Annotated in this window: 19 protein-coding genes; 13 read left to right on the forward strand and 6 right to left on the reverse strand. The window is 60.1% G+C overall.

Features of this window, described 5'->3' with window-relative positions; all coding sequences use genetic code 11:
• Nucleotides 1–4 precede the first annotated feature (4 nt).
• The 4 genes from gatA to M2368_RS07600 all read left to right on the forward strand — a co-directional run bounded on the left by gatA (nucleotide 5) and on the right by M2368_RS07600 (nucleotide 4,738).
• The gene (gene gatA, locus M2368_RS07585) at nucleotides 5–1,543 is read left to right on the forward strand and encodes an Asp-tRNA(Asn)/Glu-tRNA(Gln) amidotransferase subunit GatA (RefSeq protein ID WP_402696449.1); all 1,539 of its coding nucleotides are present in this window, start codon (nucleotides 5–7) and stop codon (nucleotides 1,541–1,543) included.
• Between the two features lie 5 nt (nucleotides 1,544–1,548).
• Nucleotides 1,549–3,057, forward strand: coding sequence for an Asp-tRNA(Asn)/Glu-tRNA(Gln) amidotransferase subunit GatB (gene gatB, locus M2368_RS07590; protein WP_133833015.1), 1,509 nt, complete (start codon nucleotides 1,549–1,551; stop codon nucleotides 3,055–3,057).
• Between the two features lie 142 nt (nucleotides 3,058–3,199).
• Nucleotides 3,200–4,132, forward strand: coding sequence for a hypothetical protein (locus M2368_RS07595; protein WP_402696446.1), 933 nt, complete (start codon nucleotides 3,200–3,202; stop codon nucleotides 4,130–4,132).
• 63 nt (nucleotides 4,133–4,195) lie between these two features.
• Entirely contained in the window at nucleotides 4,196–4,738 is a 543-nt protein-coding gene (locus M2368_RS07600) for a GrpB family protein (RefSeq protein WP_402696444.1), read from the forward strand.
• Here the strand turns inward: M2368_RS07600 and M2368_RS07605 are convergent.
• Nucleotides 4,692–5,639: a GlxA family transcriptional regulator gene (locus M2368_RS07605; protein ID WP_332594774.1), complete on the reverse strand. Its 948-nt coding sequence runs from the start codon at nucleotides 5,637–5,639 to the stop codon at nucleotides 4,692–4,694. The genes M2368_RS07600 and M2368_RS07605 overlap by 47 nt on opposite strands.
• A gap of 70 nt (nucleotides 5,640–5,709) precedes the next feature.
• On the opposite strand from M2368_RS07605, the gene M2368_RS07610 reads away from it, so the two are divergent.
• The 3 genes from M2368_RS07610 (at nucleotide 5,710) to M2368_RS07620 (ending at nucleotide 7,207) form a co-directional block, all read left to right on the forward strand.
• On the forward strand, nucleotides 5,710–6,285 hold the full coding sequence (locus tag M2368_RS07610) for a cysteine hydrolase family protein (RefSeq protein WP_402696441.1): 576 nt from the start codon (nucleotides 5,710–5,712) through the stop codon (nucleotides 6,283–6,285).
• 110 nt (nucleotides 6,286–6,395) lie between these two features.
• Nucleotides 6,396–6,914, forward strand: a complete 519-nt coding sequence (locus M2368_RS07615; RefSeq protein ID WP_498724369.1) for a GNAT family N-acetyltransferase — start codon at nucleotides 6,396–6,398, stop codon at nucleotides 6,912–6,914.
• Nucleotides 6,915–7,033: 119 nt separating this feature from the next.
• The gene (locus M2368_RS07620; RefSeq protein ID WP_166650654.1) at nucleotides 7,034–7,207 is read left to right on the forward strand and encodes a hypothetical protein; all 174 of its coding nucleotides are present in this window, start codon (nucleotides 7,034–7,036) and stop codon (nucleotides 7,205–7,207) included.
• 26 nt (nucleotides 7,208–7,233) lie between these two features.
• Here M2368_RS07620 and M2368_RS07625 read toward each other — a convergent pair whose 3' ends face one another.
• Nucleotides 7,234–7,707 (reverse strand): mycothiol transferase, encoded by a 474-nt coding sequence (locus M2368_RS07625; RefSeq protein WP_332727279.1) that lies wholly within the window; start codon nucleotides 7,705–7,707, stop codon nucleotides 7,234–7,236.
• A 63-nt stretch (nucleotides 7,708–7,770) separates the two neighbouring features.
• Between M2368_RS07625 and M2368_RS07630 the strand changes: the two genes are divergently transcribed.
• From M2368_RS07630 to M2368_RS07640, 3 genes are all read left to right on the forward strand, one after another.
• On the forward strand, nucleotides 7,771–8,694 hold the full coding sequence (locus tag M2368_RS07630; protein WP_498724307.1) for an aminoglycoside phosphotransferase family protein: 924 nt from the start codon (nucleotides 7,771–7,773) through the stop codon (nucleotides 8,692–8,694).
• Between the two features lie 142 nt (nucleotides 8,695–8,836).
• Nucleotides 8,837–9,481: an isochorismatase family protein gene (locus tag M2368_RS07635; protein WP_498724308.1), complete on the forward strand. Its 645-nt coding sequence runs from the start codon at nucleotides 8,837–8,839 to the stop codon at nucleotides 9,479–9,481.
• A 97-nt stretch (nucleotides 9,482–9,578) separates the two neighbouring features.
• The gene (locus M2368_RS07640; protein WP_498724309.1) at nucleotides 9,579–10,853 is read left to right on the forward strand and encodes a low temperature requirement protein A; all 1,275 of its coding nucleotides are present in this window, start codon (nucleotides 9,579–9,581) and stop codon (nucleotides 10,851–10,853) included.
• A gap of 26 nt (nucleotides 10,854–10,879) precedes the next feature.
• Here M2368_RS07640 and M2368_RS07645 read toward each other — a convergent pair whose 3' ends face one another.
• Together M2368_RS07645 and M2368_RS07650 are read right to left on the reverse strand one after the other, a co-directional pair.
• On the reverse strand, nucleotides 10,880–11,533 hold the full coding sequence (locus tag M2368_RS07645) for an HAD family hydrolase (RefSeq protein WP_498724310.1): 654 nt from the start codon (nucleotides 11,531–11,533) through the stop codon (nucleotides 10,880–10,882).
• 55 nt (nucleotides 11,534–11,588) lie between these two features.
• Nucleotides 11,589–12,035 (reverse strand): MarR family winged helix-turn-helix transcriptional regulator, encoded by a 447-nt coding sequence (locus M2368_RS07650; protein ID WP_105657169.1) that lies wholly within the window; start codon nucleotides 12,033–12,035, stop codon nucleotides 11,589–11,591.
• A gap of 114 nt (nucleotides 12,036–12,149) precedes the next feature.
• On the opposite strand from M2368_RS07650, the gene M2368_RS07655 reads away from it, so the two are divergent.
• On the forward strand, nucleotides 12,150–13,331 hold the full coding sequence (locus M2368_RS07655) for an MFS transporter (RefSeq protein ID WP_498724311.1): 1,182 nt from the start codon (nucleotides 12,150–12,152) through the stop codon (nucleotides 13,329–13,331).
• Nucleotides 13,332–13,375: 44 nt separating this feature from the next.
• Nucleotides 13,376–14,206, forward strand: a complete 831-nt coding sequence (locus M2368_RS07660; RefSeq protein ID WP_498724312.1) for an aldo/keto reductase — start codon at nucleotides 13,376–13,378, stop codon at nucleotides 14,204–14,206.
• A gap of 440 nt (nucleotides 14,207–14,646) precedes the next feature.
• Here M2368_RS07660 and M2368_RS07665 read toward each other — a convergent pair whose 3' ends face one another.
• Nucleotides 14,647–15,123 (reverse strand): hypothetical protein, encoded by a 477-nt coding sequence (locus M2368_RS07665; protein ID WP_146112254.1) that lies wholly within the window; start codon nucleotides 15,121–15,123, stop codon nucleotides 14,647–14,649.
• 237 nt (nucleotides 15,124–15,360) lie between these two features.
• On the opposite strand from M2368_RS07665, the gene M2368_RS07670 reads away from it, so the two are divergent.
• Nucleotides 15,361–16,323 carry a carbohydrate ABC transporter permease gene (locus M2368_RS07670; protein ID WP_105661761.1) on the forward strand — a complete coding sequence of 321 codons (963 nt, stop codon included), beginning with the start codon at nucleotides 15,361–15,363 and terminating at the stop codon, nucleotides 16,321–16,323.
• A gap of 154 nt (nucleotides 16,324–16,477) precedes the next feature.
• Here the strand turns inward: M2368_RS07670 and M2368_RS07675 are convergent, their stop codons facing one another.
• Nucleotides 16,478–17,389, reverse strand: a complete 912-nt coding sequence (locus M2368_RS07675) for a LysR family transcriptional regulator (protein ID WP_105657174.1) — start codon at nucleotides 17,387–17,389, stop codon at nucleotides 16,478–16,480.
• Nucleotides 17,390–17,424: the final 35 nt, after the last annotated feature.

The raw sequence follows: 17,424 nt of genomic DNA on the forward strand, positions 1-17,424 counted from the left end.
CCAAGTGAATGAACTGATTAAGCTTTCCGCCACCGAGCTGGCCGCCAAGCTGCGCGCCGGCGAAGCCACCTCCGTTCAAGCAGTCCAGGCCCACCTGGACCGCATCGCCGAGGTTGACGGCGCACTGAATGCCTTCCTGCACGTGAACGCCGAAGAAGCGCTCGCCGTCGCAGCCGAAGTTGACGCCATCCGTGCCGCCGGCGGCGCGCAGGCCGAAGCCCTGCACCCGCTGGCCGGCGTGCCCATCGCGATCAAGGACCTGATCGTCACCAAGGGCCAGCCGACCACCGCGGCATCGAAGATGCTCGAAGGCTGGATGAGCCCCTACGACGCGACCGTGATCGAGAAGATCCGCGCTGCCAAGCTGCCGATGCTGGGCAAGACCAACCTGGATGAATTCGCCATGGGTTCCTCCACCGAGCACTCCGCCTACGGCGTGACGCGCAACCCGTGGAACCTGAACCGCATTCCGGGCGGGTCCGGCGGCGGCTCGGCCGCAGCCGTGGCCTCCTTCGAAGCTCCGCTGGCACTGGGCACCGACACCGGCGGCTCCATCCGCCAGCCAGGCGCCGTCACCGGTACCGTCGGCGTGAAGCCGACCTACGGTGCTGTCTCGCGCTACGGCGCGATCGCCATGGCCTCCTCGCTGGACCAGATCGGCCCGGTCTCCCGTACCGTGCTGGACTCGGCCTACCTGCAGGAACTGATCGGCGGGCACGATCCCAAGGATTCCACCTCGCTGCCCAACCCGCTCGAAGGCCTGGTTGCCGCCGCTGAATCCGGCGCCACCGGGGATATCAAGGGCCTGCGCATTGGCGTCATCAAGGAACTGACCGGCGAAGGCTACCAGGAGGGTGTCCAGGCACGCTTCAACGAGTCGCTGGAACTGCTCAAGGCCGCCGGTGCAGAAATCGTCGAGGTTTCCTGCCCGAACTTCAAGTACGCGCTGGGCGCCTACTACCTGATCATGCCGTCGGAAGTTTCCTCCAACCTGGCCAAGTTCGATGGTGTGCGCTACGGCCACCGCGTGCTTCCGGAAGAGGGCCCGATGACCATCGAGCGCGTCATGGGCTCCACCCGTGCCGCCGGCTTCGGCGACGAGGTCAAGCGCCGCATCATCCTGGGCACCTACGCCCTGTCCGCCGGCTACTACGACGCCTACTACGGCTCGGCGCAGAAGGTCCGCACGCTGATCCAGCGCGACTTCGAGGCCGCTTTCGAGCAGGCCGACGTGCTGATTTCCCCCACCGCGCCGACCGTCGCCTTCGAGCTGGGCGCGAACGACAACGACCCGCTGGCCATGTACCTCAACGACGTGGCCACCATCCCGGCCAACCTCGCTGGCGTTCCGGGCATCACCGTCCCGGGCGGCCTGTCCGAGAACCTGCCGGTAGGCATCCAGTTCCTGGCCCCGGCCTACGAGGATGCCCGCTTGTACCGTGCCGGCGCAGCACTGGAAACCCTGCTCGAGAAGCAGTGGGGCCACTCGCTGATCTCGCAGGCACCAGCCATTGACACCGCTTCGATCGCGCAGGAGGCCTAGGCACCATGAGCAACTACACCGATGAACTGGTCGACTTCGACGAGGCACTGGATCGCTACGACCCGGTCCTGGGCTTCGAGGTCCACGTCGAGCTGAACACCAAGACCAAGATGTTCTCCGACGCGCCGAACGCTTTTGGCGATGCCCCGAACACCAACGTCACCCCGGTAGACCTGGGCCTGCCCGGCGTGCTGCCGGTGGTCAACAAGACCGCCGTGGAGTACTCCATCCTGATCGGCCTGGCACTGAACTGCCAGATCGCGCAGAAGTGCGGCTTCGCCCGCAAGAACTACTTCTACCCGGATACCCCGAAGAACTTCCAGACCTCCCAGTACGATGATCCAATTGCCTTCGACGGCTACCTGGACATCGAGCTGGAAGACGGCGAAGTCTTCCGCGTCGAGATCGAACGCGCCCACATGGAAGAAGATGCCGGCAAGCTGACCCACATGGGTGGCGCTGCCGGACGCATCCAGGGTGCGGACTACTCGCTGGTTGACTACAACCGTGCTGGCGTTCCGCTGGTGGAGATCGTGACCAAGCCAATCACGGGTGCCGGCAAGCGCGCTCCCGAGTTGGCCAAGGCCTACGTGGCCGCCGTGCGCGAAATCGTGAAGAACCTGGGCGTTTCGGATGCCAAGATGGAACGCGGCAACGTGCGTTGCGATGCCAACGTCTCGCTGATGCCCAAGGGCGCCCAGAAGTTCGGCACCCGTACCGAAACCAAGAACGTGAATAGCTTGCGCGCCGTGGAGCACGCCGTGCACTTCGAGATCGAGCGCCACGCCGCGGTGCTGGACTCCGGTGCGAAGATCGTCCAGGAAACCCGCCACTGGCATGAGGACACCCGTTCGACCACCTCGGGCCGCCCGAAGTCGGATGCCGATGACTACCGCTACTTCCCGGAGCCGGATCTGGTGCCTATCGTCACCACCGCCGAATGGGTCGAAGAGCTGCGCGGCCGCCTGCCGGAACCGCCAGCCGAGCGCCGCAAGCGCCTGAAGGCCGAGTGGGGCTACGCGGACAAGGAATTCCGCGACGTGGTCAACGCCGGTGTGCTCGACGAGATCGAGCAGACCATTGCCGCTGGCGCCAGCGCCGCTGTGGCCCGCAAGTGGTGGATGGGCGAGATCGCCCGCCTGGCCAAGGCCGCGGACAAGGACATCGCCGATCTGGGCGTGAGCGCTGCGACCATCGTTGAGCTGAACTCGCTGATCGAGGCGAAAAAGATCAACGACAAGATCGCCCGCCAGGTGCTGGAATTCGCCATCGCCGGCGAAGGCACCCCAAGCGAAATCGTCGAGAAGCGCAGCTTGGCTGTTGTGAATGACGATGATGCCTTGGGCAAGGCCGTGGATGATGCCATGGCTGCCATGCCTGATGTGGTCGAGAAGATCAAGGGCGGCAAGATGCAGGCCATCGGTGCGCTGATGGGCCCTGTCATGAAGGCCACCCGCGGACAGGCCGACGCCGGCCGCGTGCGCGAAATCGTGATGGAGAAGCTGGGACTCTAGTCCCGGACTCCAGCCCTGGCGCCAGCCTCGGACTTCCAAGCGTGAAGTCCGAGGCTGGCGTTTTTTATCAAGCATTACGCGCAAGCGGTCTTGATGGCACAAGTTTTTATGAGTCGTTTTTATATTCAGTTATCATCTGAACATGATCGATGCATCTCGTGGAGCAAGAATTTTCAGCACGGTGGCCGCGGTTGGGCTGCTGCTCACTGGGTGCAGCGAACCAGAGCCGGACCTGGAATCCTCAACGCCAACGGCAGTTCCTTCGCCGAGCAAGGAAGAACCTGGGATCGAATCCCTGCGAGATGCGGATCTTGGAAACGCAACCTGGATGGATCCGATGGCGCTCGATGGCAAACCCTCGAAGATCCGTCTTGAGAATTCGAAAGCCAGCGATGAATTCAACAGCTATGAGCTGGGCAAGATCGTCTACGCGGATCTGGACGGCGACGGCGTAGACGATGCCGTCGCATCGTTCATCAGCACGTCCGGCAATGCCTATTGGGAGCACTTCGTTGCCTGGGTTGCGACGGAGGAGGGGCCAGTCCAGGTTCCCGGCGAGATCGCTTATTCGCATAATTGCGGATCCACCGTTGCGAGCGTGGTGCCAGCCACGCAGGGCGTCAAGGTCACTGAGTACCTGCGCAGCGATTTCCAGAATACTGCCTGCGCGGAAAATGGCCCGCTGGAACAGGTTCGAACGGTAGGCGTAAAACAGTATTCCGGCGATGACCAGTACTACCTCGTGCGCACGGACGCTCTTGGAGGCGACGGTGGATACTGCCACCCGGAGGCAAAGGGCGACACCATTTCCGTGTCGATCCCCGTCTATTCTGCCCCGAACGCCAAGAGCGAGATGCCTCTGGACGATCAAGAAATGATGGGCTACCTGGCCGGACCGGAAGCCATGGAGGAAGTCACCGACGACGGGCAGTGGATGCTGGGCACGGTGCTGGTCAGGGATGGGCAAGCGGAGTCGGGCATGCAGACGCGCTGCGCGTGGATGCCGACGATGAAAAACCCGCTGCATACCGACGGGGAAGCGGTGCTGGGTGAAAACGGCCAGCCGGCTGGATAGGGCGAAGTGGAACCTGCCTGGAATTGCACCTTCCGGCTTCCGGCATCGAGGCATACTGGATAGATGAATAGCGAATGGTTCGATAAGCCCGGTGGTGAACCTGTCCATCTTGTCGAGCATGATCCGTCGTGGGCCGTCCAGGCCGCTGATTGGATGCTGCGCATCAAGGCCGCCATTGGTCCTGACGCGGCATCTGCAGAGCATATCGGGTCGACAGCAGTTCCGGGCCTCATCGCCAAACCAGTTCTCGACCTCCAAATAGCTGTTCCGGATATTTCAGAAGAGTCCGCGTACCGCAGCGGCCTCGAAGCGCTGGGGCTAGTGCTGCGGCAACGGGAGACCGGCCATCTCTTCTTTCGTCCGCCCGCGGGAGAGCCCCGAACAGTGCATGTTCACGTGTGCCAACTCGGTTCGGTCTGGGAACGCGAGCATCTGGTGTTCCGCGATCGACTGAGGGAAGACGCCAATGTTGCTACCGCATATGCCGAGCTGAAACAGGACTTGGCCACGAGGGTCGGGGATGACAGGATCGCTTATGCGCGAGGCAAGGCGCAATTCATCAAGGACGTTGTCGACGGAAAGCCGCTGCATGGCCAGTCGGCGTGATCCCCAATCGCGACGAGAAATGCTTGCGCAGCAGATCATCAGAAGCAAAGCCAACCTGACGGGCAACGGCGCCAACCGACAGGTCGCTTTGTTCCAGTAGGCGTTGGGCCTCGCTGACTCGAAGATCATTGAGCCATGCAATAGGTGTTGTCCCGACCGCGTCTGAGAACCACCGGTGAAAAGTCCGTGGTGACATTGCGCAGACCGCTGCTAGTTCTTGGACGTTCCAATGCCGTTGAAGATCTTGGCTGACTGCCAGATGCAGTTGTTCAACTGACGGCGATGAATTCCCAGGGATGCTGGTATCCGCGTATTGCGCTTGGGTTCCCGGTCTGAAAACAGGGGTGACCATGGCCTTCGCGATAGTTTCTGCAGCGCTGGTTCCCCAGTCCAGACGTACTAGATGGAGTAATAGATCAACTCCTGCGGTGACTCCAGCCGAAGTCCATACTTTGTCCTCGCCACAATACAAATCCCTCGACTTGACGTTGACCTCTGGATAACGCCTTGCAAGTTCATTGGCAAAACGCCAGTGGGTCGTCGCGCTTCGCCCATCGAGCAGTCCTGCAGCGGCGAGTGTGAATGCGCCGGTACACAATGAGGCGACAAGGACCCCGGAGGAAGCAGCTCGTGCAACTGCTGCCACTTCCTGCGGGTGAGGTTCTGCGAGCGGATTCTCGCTTCCTGGAACCACCATCATGTCGAGTTCCTCCACCGAAGCAAGCGGATGTGTGCGCCGTATTGAGCGAACCGGGTCAAGAGCGGTGACCGTGGTTGCTGCGAGGATTCGAACTGCGGGCCGGGGGAGACCACGGTCGGTTCGGTCGTCGTACACCTCACGTGCAACTTCGATATCAAATGCTCGACGGCCCGGCCCAACTAGAATCCCCACAATGGTCATGGCGCAATCTTATCGAACCATGTCATTTATGCCACTGGTTGGGTAGCTCTATCCCTGATGAAGTAGAAGCATGATGACAAGTACAAAGACCGCATTGATCGTGGTTGACATGCAGCAGGGTTTCTACGACACCTCATGGGGCCCGACAACCAACTACCCGCAATGCGAGAACAACGTTGATCGGCTTCTCTCGGAGTGGTCCCAAAAGAACATGCCGATAGTGATCGTCAGGCACGATAGCCGAAATTCGGACTCGCCCTTGTTCGTGGAAAGTCCCGGCAATAATCTTCACGAATCGGTGCAAGCGGTCACCCCTGATCTGTTCGTAACCAAGTCAGTGAACTCATCATTTTATGGCTCCCCGGATTTGGGCCAGTGGCTGAGGTCCAATCAGATCAAAAAGATCGTGGTTTGCGGAATCCAAACCAACTTGTGTGTAGAAACCACCGCCCGGATGGGCGGAAATCTGGGATTTGACGTCATTGTGCCTCTCGATGCCACACGAACTTTTGATCTGGCAGGACCTGACGGCACGGTAATACCGGCAGCCACTCTGATGCAGGTTACGGCGACCAATCTTCACGGAGACGGCTTTGCGCTGGTGGTTTCGACGCAAGAGATTCTGGATTCATTGAAAGCGGCCTGACATGGAAGCAGATATTCGGCCGGGTGCTGTCGCCACCGGATTCATGTTTACGCTGACTGGATCCGGCATGTCTTCTATAGGCTGGCCCCATGAATATCTCGTTCACAGCAATGGCACCGGAAGACAGCCGTGCCATCGCCGCTTTTCTATCAAGCAACAGCTTCCCATTCCATGTCCGTCGGAACTGGACAGAGCCGGAGCTGAGACGACTAGTCGATAGCGGAAGATATTGGAACAGCGAGCGCCAAGGATTCTGGATTATTGGCGAGGGAGAATGCTTGGGAATGGCAGTACTCGAAGATCTGGAAGACGACACTCCCATGCTTGACCTGCGCTTGGCGGAAAAGCACCGGGGATCAGGCCTGGGTACCCTCGTACTGAGGGAATTGACCGCCAAGGTGTTCACTGATTTCCCCGGCACCTTGCGCTTCGAAGGCCAAACCAGGGAAGACAACATCGCGATGCGCAAGACTTTTCTTCGCGCCGGTTTCCTCAAGGAGGCGCATTACCGGATGGCGTGGCCCACCGGCGACGGGCGCCATCTCGCCTCGGTTGCCTACGCGATCCTGCGCCAGGATTGGGAATCCGGGACCGCTACCCGCTTCGATTGGGAAGATCTGGACCTGTGAGCGGCGCGCGGTCCTGCGGCATTTGATTTGGCGCCTCTGGCAACTGCGCACTGATCCTGCTAGGGTTTCACACCAAATCAACTACCGCTGAGCGGTAGAAGGCTTCTAGGAGGGTAGCCATGGCTGCATGGCCCAGAATCGCGGCGCTGGCCATGCTGCTGGCCGCCATGGTGGCATTGATGGCATTCCAGTGGCTTCCAGCTCTCTTGTTCTTGCCTGCTGCAGGAGCCTTGCTCGTTTGGGACGGCTCTGCGCGCGGACGCTCTTCAGGCCCCGGGAAAGGCCATGGGTAGGCCAGCTGTGACCTGCCGGATGCCTTTCACGACGCGTCTTTGGCCAAGTGATCCCGGGTGATTTCCAGATGCCCCAAGTGCTGGCAGAGCTCTTCGAGCACATGCAGCAGCACGCCCTGGCAGGTGGACATCCAGTATTCGCCCTCCCTGCCTGGCGGGGCCGCAACGGGAGCATCATGCATGGCAGTGAACGCCAGGTCGTTGGCGAACGCCTTCCTGGCCTCATGCGCCAGTTGCAGGGCAGTCTCCTTGTCCATCACCGCGGTGAACTCGGCGGCCCGATCGCGGGGGACCTCGATGCCGAGATTGACCGTGGAAGACCAGCGGCGCATCATCCCGCAGCAATGCAGCACCAGCTGCACCGGCGAATTGCTGCCGTGAACGGGCAGGACGCTATTGGCCTGTTCCTGCGGAATGCTCGCCAAGGTTTCGGTAAGCTGGTCGAATTTCTCCAGCAGGAGCGTGGCGAGGATCTGCTCGCCGGGTGCAGGGGAGTCCATGCACCGATTCTAGAACGATTCGCGCGGCAGGGTGAGCCATGCGGGGTGCACTAGCATTGAGCAATGACTTCTTCTGTCTCCACGGATAAGGGAATGCCGCCAGCCGAAGTTGAAATTAACGCGGAGCTGGTCAGGCACCTGCTGGCTAGCCAGGCGCCGAACTGGGCGAACCAGGACATTGCCTATCTGGCTACCGGGTGGGATAACGAGGTGTACCGGCTGGGTGCTGAGCTGGTGGTGCGCCTGCCTCGCCGGGAACTAGGCGAGGCCATTGGCCTCAAGGAACGGCGTTGGCTACCGCAATTGGCCGCCGAGACCGGCCTGCCCATCGCCATGCCGGTCTTCGTTGGCCGACCCGCACCGCAATACCCCTTCACGTTCTCCATCTGCCCCTATGTCCCGGGCCGCAGCGCCGCGACGGTGGACCGCCGCAGGCGCGATGGCTACGCCGGGGAATTCGCGCAGTACTTGTACCGGCTGCACCAGCCTGCCGGAGCCGCAGCGCCCAGCAGCGAATTCCGGGGCGTGGGGCTGGCCGCACTCGATGCGAAAACCCGCGGCCAGATTGCGGCGCTGGACTCCCCGCTGCAAGGTCCGGCGCAGGACCTCTGGTCCCAAGCGCTGTCCGCCGCGCCGCATGAGGAGGCACCGCTGTGGTTGCACGGTGATCCGCATCCGCACAATACGGTCATCACTGAGCAGCACGGCCGCTGCCAGCTAGCGGCGCTGATCGATTTCGGGGATTTGTGTGCCGGGGACCCGGCCTCGGATCTGGGCATGCTGTGGATGCACTTCAGCGCCGAAGCCACCGCCTCGGCTTTCGACGGCTACGGCGCCCAACCGGGCAGCGACCTGTGGCAGCGGTCCAGGGGATGGGCGCTGCGCTACGCCATGCTCACCGCAACGCTTACCGAGGAGGATCCGCTGGGCAGCATCGGGCGCCAGACGCTGCAACTGCTGCTCGCCGGCGGCCAGTGCCGGAAATGAGCAGCAACCGGCCTGCGCGGATCGGGATTCTTGGAAGTCCCCATGGACTTGCGCCGGGCACTGGCCGGGCCCGATTCCCGGCGATAGCCTGAAGCCACGCACGAAATTTCTTGCAACTTCATTGATCCATGAGGAGCTGGACATGCCCAAGAAAACCTCGCCGGAACCTGTTCGCGATCAGCGCGCAGACCACTTGCTCACGCCGGAGAATTGCGTGCTGGCGTTGATCGACTTCCAGCCCGAGCAGTATGGCACGGTCACTTCAACCACTCGCGAGCGGATCGATCTGAATGTCGTGGCGCTGTGCCGGCTGGCTACGGAGTACGGGATTCCGGTGGTGCTCTCGACCGTGGGCGTGGACATGGGAGTCAACCAAGGCACCGCGCAGGTGATCAAGGACGAGCTGCCCGGGGTCAAGGAAATCGACCGCAGCGGAGTCAACGCCTGGGAGGATGCCGAGTTCAGGGAAGCCATCGAAAGCAGCGGCCGGCGCAAGGTGGTCATGGCCGGGTTGTGGACCGAGGTCTGCCTCGCCTTTCCCACCCTGGACATGCTTTCCGAAGGCTACGAGGTCTACCCGGTAGCCGACGCCGTGGGCGGCATATCCCAGGCGGCGCACGACTTCGCCTTCGAACGGATGATCGCCGCCGGCGCCCAGCCGGTCACGACCATTTCCTTCGGAGGCGAGCTCATGCGCAACTGGGCCCGCGATGATTCGGACAAATTGCGCAAGATCATGCGCTGGTACTTCCCGCTGAAGCATGAACTGGATTCGGCTGGGAAGTAGGCCCCGCGGATTTGCCGAGGCGTCAATGCGATAATTCCAGCTGGCGGTTACCTATTCTTGTGAATGTCCTCCGTTGAGTTTTCGAGAAAGCCGCACGATGTCCGCCAGCACGGGTCTTGATTTCTATCAGCACGGCCTGCGCCGCATGCGCGGACGCGATCCGCAGGAGCAGAACCGGACCGCCACCACCCTGGAACTGTTCTTCGACCTGACATTTGTCACCGCCTTCGGAGTTGCCGGCAGCGAGCTGGCCCACGGCATCGAGGTGGGGCACTATGCGCCGGCCATCGTCTCCTTTGCCATCGCGTGCTTGTCGATCATCTGGGCCTGGGCCAATTACGCGTGGCTGGCCTCGGCCTTCGACAACGACGACTGGCTGTTCCGCAGCCTGACCTTGGTGCAGATGGCGGGCGTCATCGTGCTGGCGGTCGGCATCCCGATGATGTTCGCCTCCATCGATCAGGGGGCGGTGCTTGATGCCAATGTGATGGTCGCCGGCTACATCGTCATGCGCGTGGCGCTGATCGGACAGTGGCTGCGGGTGGCCCGGCACGATCCGCAGCACCGGATGGCAGCGCGCGGCAATGCTATCGGGGTGGGCATTGCCCAGCTGGGCTGGACCTCATTCCTCTTCCTTCCGCTCTCGCTGGTTCCGGCGTTGTGCTGCCTGGCGGTCTTCTGGATCATCGATTTCAGCGCACCGCTGATTGCGGAGCGGGTGGCCCGTTCCCATGGCGAATCGGGTATTCCCTGGCACGCCCACCATTTGGCGGAACGCTATTCGCTCATGTCGATCATTGCCCTGGGTGAATGCATCGTGGGAACCTTGGCAGCTGCCCGGACGATCTCCCAAGGGGCGAACTGGAATTTCGAGAGCATCGTGGTGGTCGCCGCGGGCGTGCTGATTTCTTTCTCGCTGTGGTGGGCGTACTTCCAGCTGCCCTCCGGGCCGGTGCTCCACCTGCGGCGGGACAAGGCCGCAGCGTGGATCTTCGGGCATATTGCGCTTTTCACGTCCATTGCCGCGATCGGCGCCGGGCTGCACACCATCGGCTACGCTTATGATCCCGAAGCCGCTACCGACCCAGTGGTGGTCATTGTGGCTCTGGCGATTCCGGTTTTCGCCTTCATGGTCATCATTACCCTGCTGCTGACCTGGTTGCTCGGTGCCCCGATGTTCACCTGGGCGCATTTGCCCACGTTCCTGATGCCGCTGGCCGCGGCCGGGCTCAGCCAGCTGGGCGTTCCGGTGTGGGCCTGCTTGCTGGTGCTGCTGTGCTCGCCGCTGACCGTGATCATCGTCTACGAGCTGGGGTACTGGCGCAAGCTGGCAGTATCCCTGGACAGGGTCCTGGATCAGCCTGCGGGGTAGCGGTACTCGATCAGCGCAGCCGTCAATTATGCTGCGGAAGCCATGCCGGGCAGTGCGTCCATGCTGCTGAACACATGGGTTGCTCCGGCCGCGCGCAGCAGCTCGGGCGAAGTGCTCGTGGGTCCGCCGTTGGAATAGCCGTACACCGTCGCGCCGGCCGCGATCCCGGCAGCCACCCCGGTGGCAGTGTCCTCGATAACCAGTGCGCCAGCTGGGTCAATGCCCAGTGACGCGGCTGCGGCCAGGTAGACATCCGGTGCCGGTTTGCTGCGTGGGCATTCCATGCCGCTGAAGACCCGGTCTCCGAAGTACTCGGTGAACCCGGCCAGGGCCAGCTGCATTTCGACCTTGGCCCGGTCTGCGCCGGTGGCGCAGGCAATGTTCTGGCCGTAGACCGAGGAAATCTGCTTGACTGCTTCCAGCGCTCCGGGGATCGGCTGCAGCTCCGAGCGCAGCGCTTCGTCGCGGCGTGCGCGGAACTGGCTAATCCACTGGTCGTCGATGCGGAATCCGGTCTGGTCGAGAATGGGTTGCCACTGGTCTTTCAACGCCTTGCCGATGAAGATCTCGATGCATTGCTCGGGGCTGATCGCCCAGCCCAGCTCGATGAGCATCTGGCGGAGCACGGAATTGGTGATGGACTCGGAATCCACCAGGACGCCATCGCAATCGAAAAGCACGGCGGAAAATTTCGGATGCAGCAAGGACGGTCCCTTCCAAGGATTCAGCAATTGGCTACGCGGCAGAGAATTCGTGGAGAATGCGGGCCAGCGGCGCCAGCTCGGGCTGCTCTTCTGCCTGCTTCAACACGCGTTCCAGCGTGGCATCGTGAATGGGCTTGGCCTTCTGGTATAGCTCGTGGCCAGTGGGAGTGAGCTCGGTGTAAATGCCGCGGCGGTCATCGGCGCACAGCACCCGCGAGAGCAGATTGCGGTCTTCGAGCCTGGTAACCAGTCGCGTCGTTGCGCTGGGGCTCAGGGCCGTGGCGCGGGCCAGCTGCGCCATGCGCATATGCCAGCCATCCTGACGATTCAGGGCATCCAGAAGTGTGTACTCGACCACAGAGAGCCCCACTTGCGCCGTCAGGTCCTTTTCAAGTGCAGTATCGATTAATCCGTGCAACGACGCCAAAGTGCGCCACCCTCTTGCCCGAATTTCGACAGCATCATCTGCGATTCCCATCGGTTCCTCCAAAAGTACTTGCTTGCGCTGGTTAGTTGCGTGTGCAACGATAGTGTTCATCGCGCAATAACAAGCGTGTGCAACTAATTTATCTAGTCTATCAGGAGTAACGCTATGCCGCTCGGTCTTATTGCGTTGGCCATCGGTGCCTTCGGCATCGGGCTTACCGAATTTGTCATCATGGGCTTGTTGCCGGATGTGGCGGTCGACTTCGGCGTCAGCGAGGCCGCAGCTGGCTGGCTCATTTCCGGATACGCATTGAGCGTGGTGGTCGGCGCCCTCGGCCTGACCGCAGTCACCGTCCGCTGGCCGCGCAAGCCGGTGCTCGTCGGTTTGCTGGTGCTTTTCATCATCGGCAACTCGCTTACCGCGATGGCAGCAACGTACGAAGTGGCCATGATCGGCCGCGTCATTGCTGCCCTGTGCCACGGTGCCTTCTTCGGCATCGGCGCGGTCGTGGCAGCCGACCTGGTCCCGGCCAACAAGAAGGCTGGCGCCATTGCCATCATGTTCACCGGGCTGACCGCGGCCAACGTACTGGGTGTTCCCTTCGGTACCCTGCTAGGGCAGCATTCCGGCTGGCGCTCGACTTTCTGGGCCATCTCCGGCATTGGCGTTATCGCCCTGATCGGCATCCTCGTGCTGGTGCCAGTCATCAAGCACGCAGCCGAAGGCATCTCCCTGCGCAAAGAACTCGGGGCCTTCACCTCGCTGCAGGTCTGGCTGTCCCTAGGTGTCACGGTCCTTGGCTACGGTGGCATGTTCGGCGCCTTCACCTACATCGCCTACACCCTGACCGAGGTCACCGGATTCAACGAGACCAGCGTTCCGTGGTTGCTGATGCTCTTCGGCGCCGGCCTGTTCGCAGGCAACTGGATCGGTGGCCGCATGGCTGATAAGAGCATCGACCGCACTCTGCTCATCTTCATCTCGGCACTGCTGGTGGTCCTTGTCCTCTTCGGATTCTTCGCGAGCAACCAGATCGCCACCGTTATCGCTTTGCTGCTGATGGGCGGCTTCGGCTTCGGAACCGTTCCCGGTCTGCAAAGCCGCATCATGCAGTACGCCGGCAATGCACCGACCCTGGCATCCGGCGCTAATATCGGTGCGTTCAATGTCGGCAACGCGCTGGGCGCATGGGCCGGCGGCCTGGGCATTGCGGCAGGCTTGGGCTACACCTCGCCGATCTGGGTCGGCGCACTGATTACCCTCGTCGCATTGGTCGTTATTCTCCTGGCCATGGGCTTGGCCAAGAAGTCTTCGGCAGCATCACCCCAGCTGGTTACAGCTGGCTAATCCACAGTTCTGTTCAGTCCCCAACCAATTTCTAGGAGTTAGACATGATTACCCCCATTCCAACCATCACGCTGAACAATGGCGTTGATATGCCTCAGGTAGGTTTTGGAGTCTTCCAGGTTCCCAACGAAGAGACCACTGCTGCAGTGGGTTCAGCGCTCAAGGCCGGCTACCGCAGCATCGATACCGCCGCCATCTACGGCAATGAGGAAGGCGTGGGCGCAGCACTGGCCCAGTCCGGCATCGCCCGAGAAGACCTGTTCATCACCTCCAAGATCTGGATTGCGGACATGGGTTACGAGCAGGCGCTGGAAGCCTTTGATGCAAGTCTTGAGCGCTTGGGCCTGGACTACCTGGACCTGTACTTGATTCACTGGCCAGCCCCGGAAAAGAATCTCTACGTTGAGACGTGGAAGGCGCTGGAGAAGCTGTATGCAGAGAAGAAGATCCGCGCCATCGGAGTTTCCAACTTCCAGCCTGAGCACCTGGAGCAGCTGGTCGCCGAAGGAACCATCGTTCCGGCCGTGAACCAGGTGGAGCTCCACCCAGCTTTGCAGAACCGCGAAGTCGTTGCAGCTAACGCGCAGCACGGTATCGTCACCGAAGCATGGAGCCCGCTGGCTCAGGGTGCAATGCTCACCGACGAAACCATCGTGGGCATCGCTCGGGCACATGAGGTGTCCGCGGCTCAGGTCATCCTGCGCTGGCATCTGCAGCAGGGCCGGGTGATCATCCCGAAGTCTGTGACTGAATCACGCATCATCGCCAACTTGAACTTGTTCGGCTTCAAATTGACCAGCGACGAACTGGCAAGCATTGATGCCCTTGATCGCGATGGACGCACCGGCCCAAACCCGGACACCTTCAACGGCTAACTTGATGACAACAACCAAGATGCTGCCTGTGCCCTCATCGGGCCACGGGCAGCATCTATGGCTTGGATAGTCCGAGGATTTGTTCGGATGCGGACTTTCTGCACTGGCGCCGGCTGGCCACAAGCATTATGGAGTGACGGACGACTATGCGTCTGATACAGCTATACGGCGGATCGTACAGTTTCCATTGATCAATGCTCTGCGGAAAAATGTAGGTAGAAATCATGTTTCGCCCGTCGGCCAGCTATACAGTCAAATGGAGACAGATCGGCGACGCGTGCTGTCTCCGGTTCGGCATCCTGCTGGTACGGCAAATTTTTTTCTGCCGCAGTCACGGTTGGAGAACGCAACGGCGCGTACTTGCTTGAGAATCATGCCTATCAGCGCCGTAAGTTCGCCTTTGGAGATTTCGAATGCCGAACTTGCAACTGCAGCGGGCGTTAGTTCGCCACCCCGGAGATAGCCACGGCGAGGACTCCACCCGTTCCCTCACCGAGGATGCCGTTGAATTGCACCGCATCGACCTGTGCCGTAGACAGGATCTCTGAAACCGATACGTTGTTCTCCTCGCCATTGCAGATGACTTCGACAGTATCGTTGCCGCTCCAACTGGACCCAGTCTGGGTGGCGAATCCGAGTCGAAGCGTTCCCTCTCCGAAGCAACTGACGCGGATCCCCGTGATCCGGGCGCCGGAGTCATAGTTGAGAACGATGCCCGAATCAGTATCTCCCGGAGTACCTTGGCCAACGCGCAGGGTGCCCCCACCGAGGGATCCCTTTGCAGACGTGGCTGCCTCCAGGAACATACTTGCCTCGTTTTGTGACTGATTCCAATCGACCTCAGGCATCGACGAGCAAGAGGCCAACCCGATAATAAGGACAGTTGGCATGATGACCGGAGAAAGACGTTTAACCATTTGAAGCCATACTATCAAGGTGACTGAAGAATGAAACTTTGGTGTAACCGGACTGTCAGAGCTACGGCACGGCTGGTGTTTGAACGTGTTTGGTTTTAGGCGCACAATGTACAAAGTTCAAAGGCCGTGAATCTGGGCGCGCTTTGTCTCAAAGAGGTGACGTACGCTGGGAGAGGTTGGATCCGCTCAGCCTTTACCCTACCTGGCGACGGAGCGCCCGCGTCGAGGATCCGATTCATGAGCGTCCATGTAGATTCGAAAATAAGTACTTCTACCGCGCAGGACCGCAATCAGTCTGAGACGGGCTCGACGATTGCTAAATCCAGACTGGGAAAGCTCGTATCCGTGAAACCGGTTCAATCAAATCGTGAAACTACGTTGTTGAGTCGGCTGATTGTCACTATCGTGTTGGGATGCTTTGCGATTTATTTCCTAGCACCAATATGGTGGTTACTGGTGTCGGCTTCAAAACCGATGGGCGAGCAGTTTGCTGCTCCAGGTTTTTGGTTCAACGGAATGCACCTGGGGAACAACATCGCCGAGTTGTTGGCGGCACGCGACGGAATTTTCCTGCGGTGGATTATGAATTCCGTATTTTATGCCGGGATCGGTGCCCTGGTTGGGACGTTACTGGTATCGATGGCTGGCTATGCCATGGCCAAATACCGCTTTCGTGGACGCGAAGTAGTTTTCAGTGTGGTGCTAGCAGCGGTACTAATTCCCAAGATTCTTTTCACTTTGCCCCTGTACCTCATGTTTTCAGAGCTGGGATTGATCAATAATCCATTGGCTGTCCTGCTGCCCAGTATCGTCAGCCCCTTCGGTGTATACCTTTCGCGAGTCTTCGCCGCGCAGTCCGTACCTGACGAAGTAATTGAAGCAGCGCGTCTTGACGGGGTAAGTGAGGTTGGGATCTTCTTCCGCGTGGGTGTGCGCATGATGACGCCCGCTCTGGTGACCATCTTCTTGATCAATTTTGTAGAAATCTGGAATAACTATCTGTTGCCTGCAATGGTCATCAATGACTCCTCATTGCAGCCCGTGACAGTGGGTTTGGTGGCTTGGTTTGCTTCCAATGGCAAGGTGCCAATGTCGCTGGTAGTCGTTGGAGCACTGGTTTCCGTGATTCCGTTGCTGTTGCTATTCCTGTTCCTGCAACGCTTCTGGAAAGCAGGCCTGACAGCTGGCGCCATCAAATAAGCGGAATGCCCAAGGCTCGGTATTTTTACATCATTGGTCAGCAAAGCGGCCAGCTCAACGCTCTAGGTTGAGCTGGCCGCCTTGCTGTTCGGAGCTGTCCGGGAAAGTGGTAAAGCCTCCCAAGAAATGGCCTCCAACGCGAACTAACCCGGCGCTAGAGATTTTCGGCCACCAACTTCCGCGCCGTCTCTCTGAGGGCATCGATAACTCGAATAACTGTCGGTCTGTGAAGGTGTTCGGCGCGTACCAGGATGTCGATTTGTCGACCGGATTCCAAGCCTGAAACTGGTCGTAAAGTCACATCCTTGCCCAGCATGGACCGCGAAGTGAAGCGAGGCAAAATTCCCAGGCAATGACTGGCTCGTACCAGTGCGGCTGCCGTGCCGTAGTCGTTGACCCGATGCTCAATTCGAGGAGCCGACCCCGACAACGCGGCGATGGTATCGAGCACATCAGCCGGCGAGAATCCTGGGCGGGAGACCACCCAAGGCTCTTCGATAACTTGAGCTGGCGAGAGACTTTCAAACCGTGCCAGTGGATGATCTTGATGCACAGCAATATCTAGGGGTTCGAAGGCCAATGGGATTACGGAAACTCTGTCGGCAGGCCAGGCCTCGGTATGCGGCATTCGGTGAGCGAGGACCAGATCATATGTAGAAGTTAGGGCCGGAAAATCTTGTTGTGAAACGTCTTCATCAAAGAAACGCAAGGGCGGCAGGTCATCATCACCGGAATTCAGTAACGGCGCGAAGATCGTTTGGCCAATGGAATGAAATCCAGCGATGAGTACCGGTTGGGCAAAGTTGCCTTCATAGTTCCTGATCTTGGAGTCTGCCTCGGCGAGAGTTGAAGCAACCTGGGCGCTGGCTTGTGCCAAGATCCTTCCTTGGCTGGTGAGTACTAGCCGCCGTCCCTCTTTCTGTGTCAGTGGCACAGGGAAATTGCGCTGCAGTTGGGCCAAATGCTGCGAGACCGCCGAGGGCGAGACAAAAAGGGCCTTCGCCACGGCGTTGACGCTGCCCAAATCCGCGAGTTCACGCAGAATCCTCAACTGATGCAATTCCATGAAGTAAATTCTAAATCGTTGGATCAGTAAATCAG

The organism is Arthrobacter sp. JUb119, from assembly GCF_024807995.1.
GTDB lineage: Bacteria > Actinomycetota > Actinomycetes > Actinomycetales > Micrococcaceae > Glutamicibacter.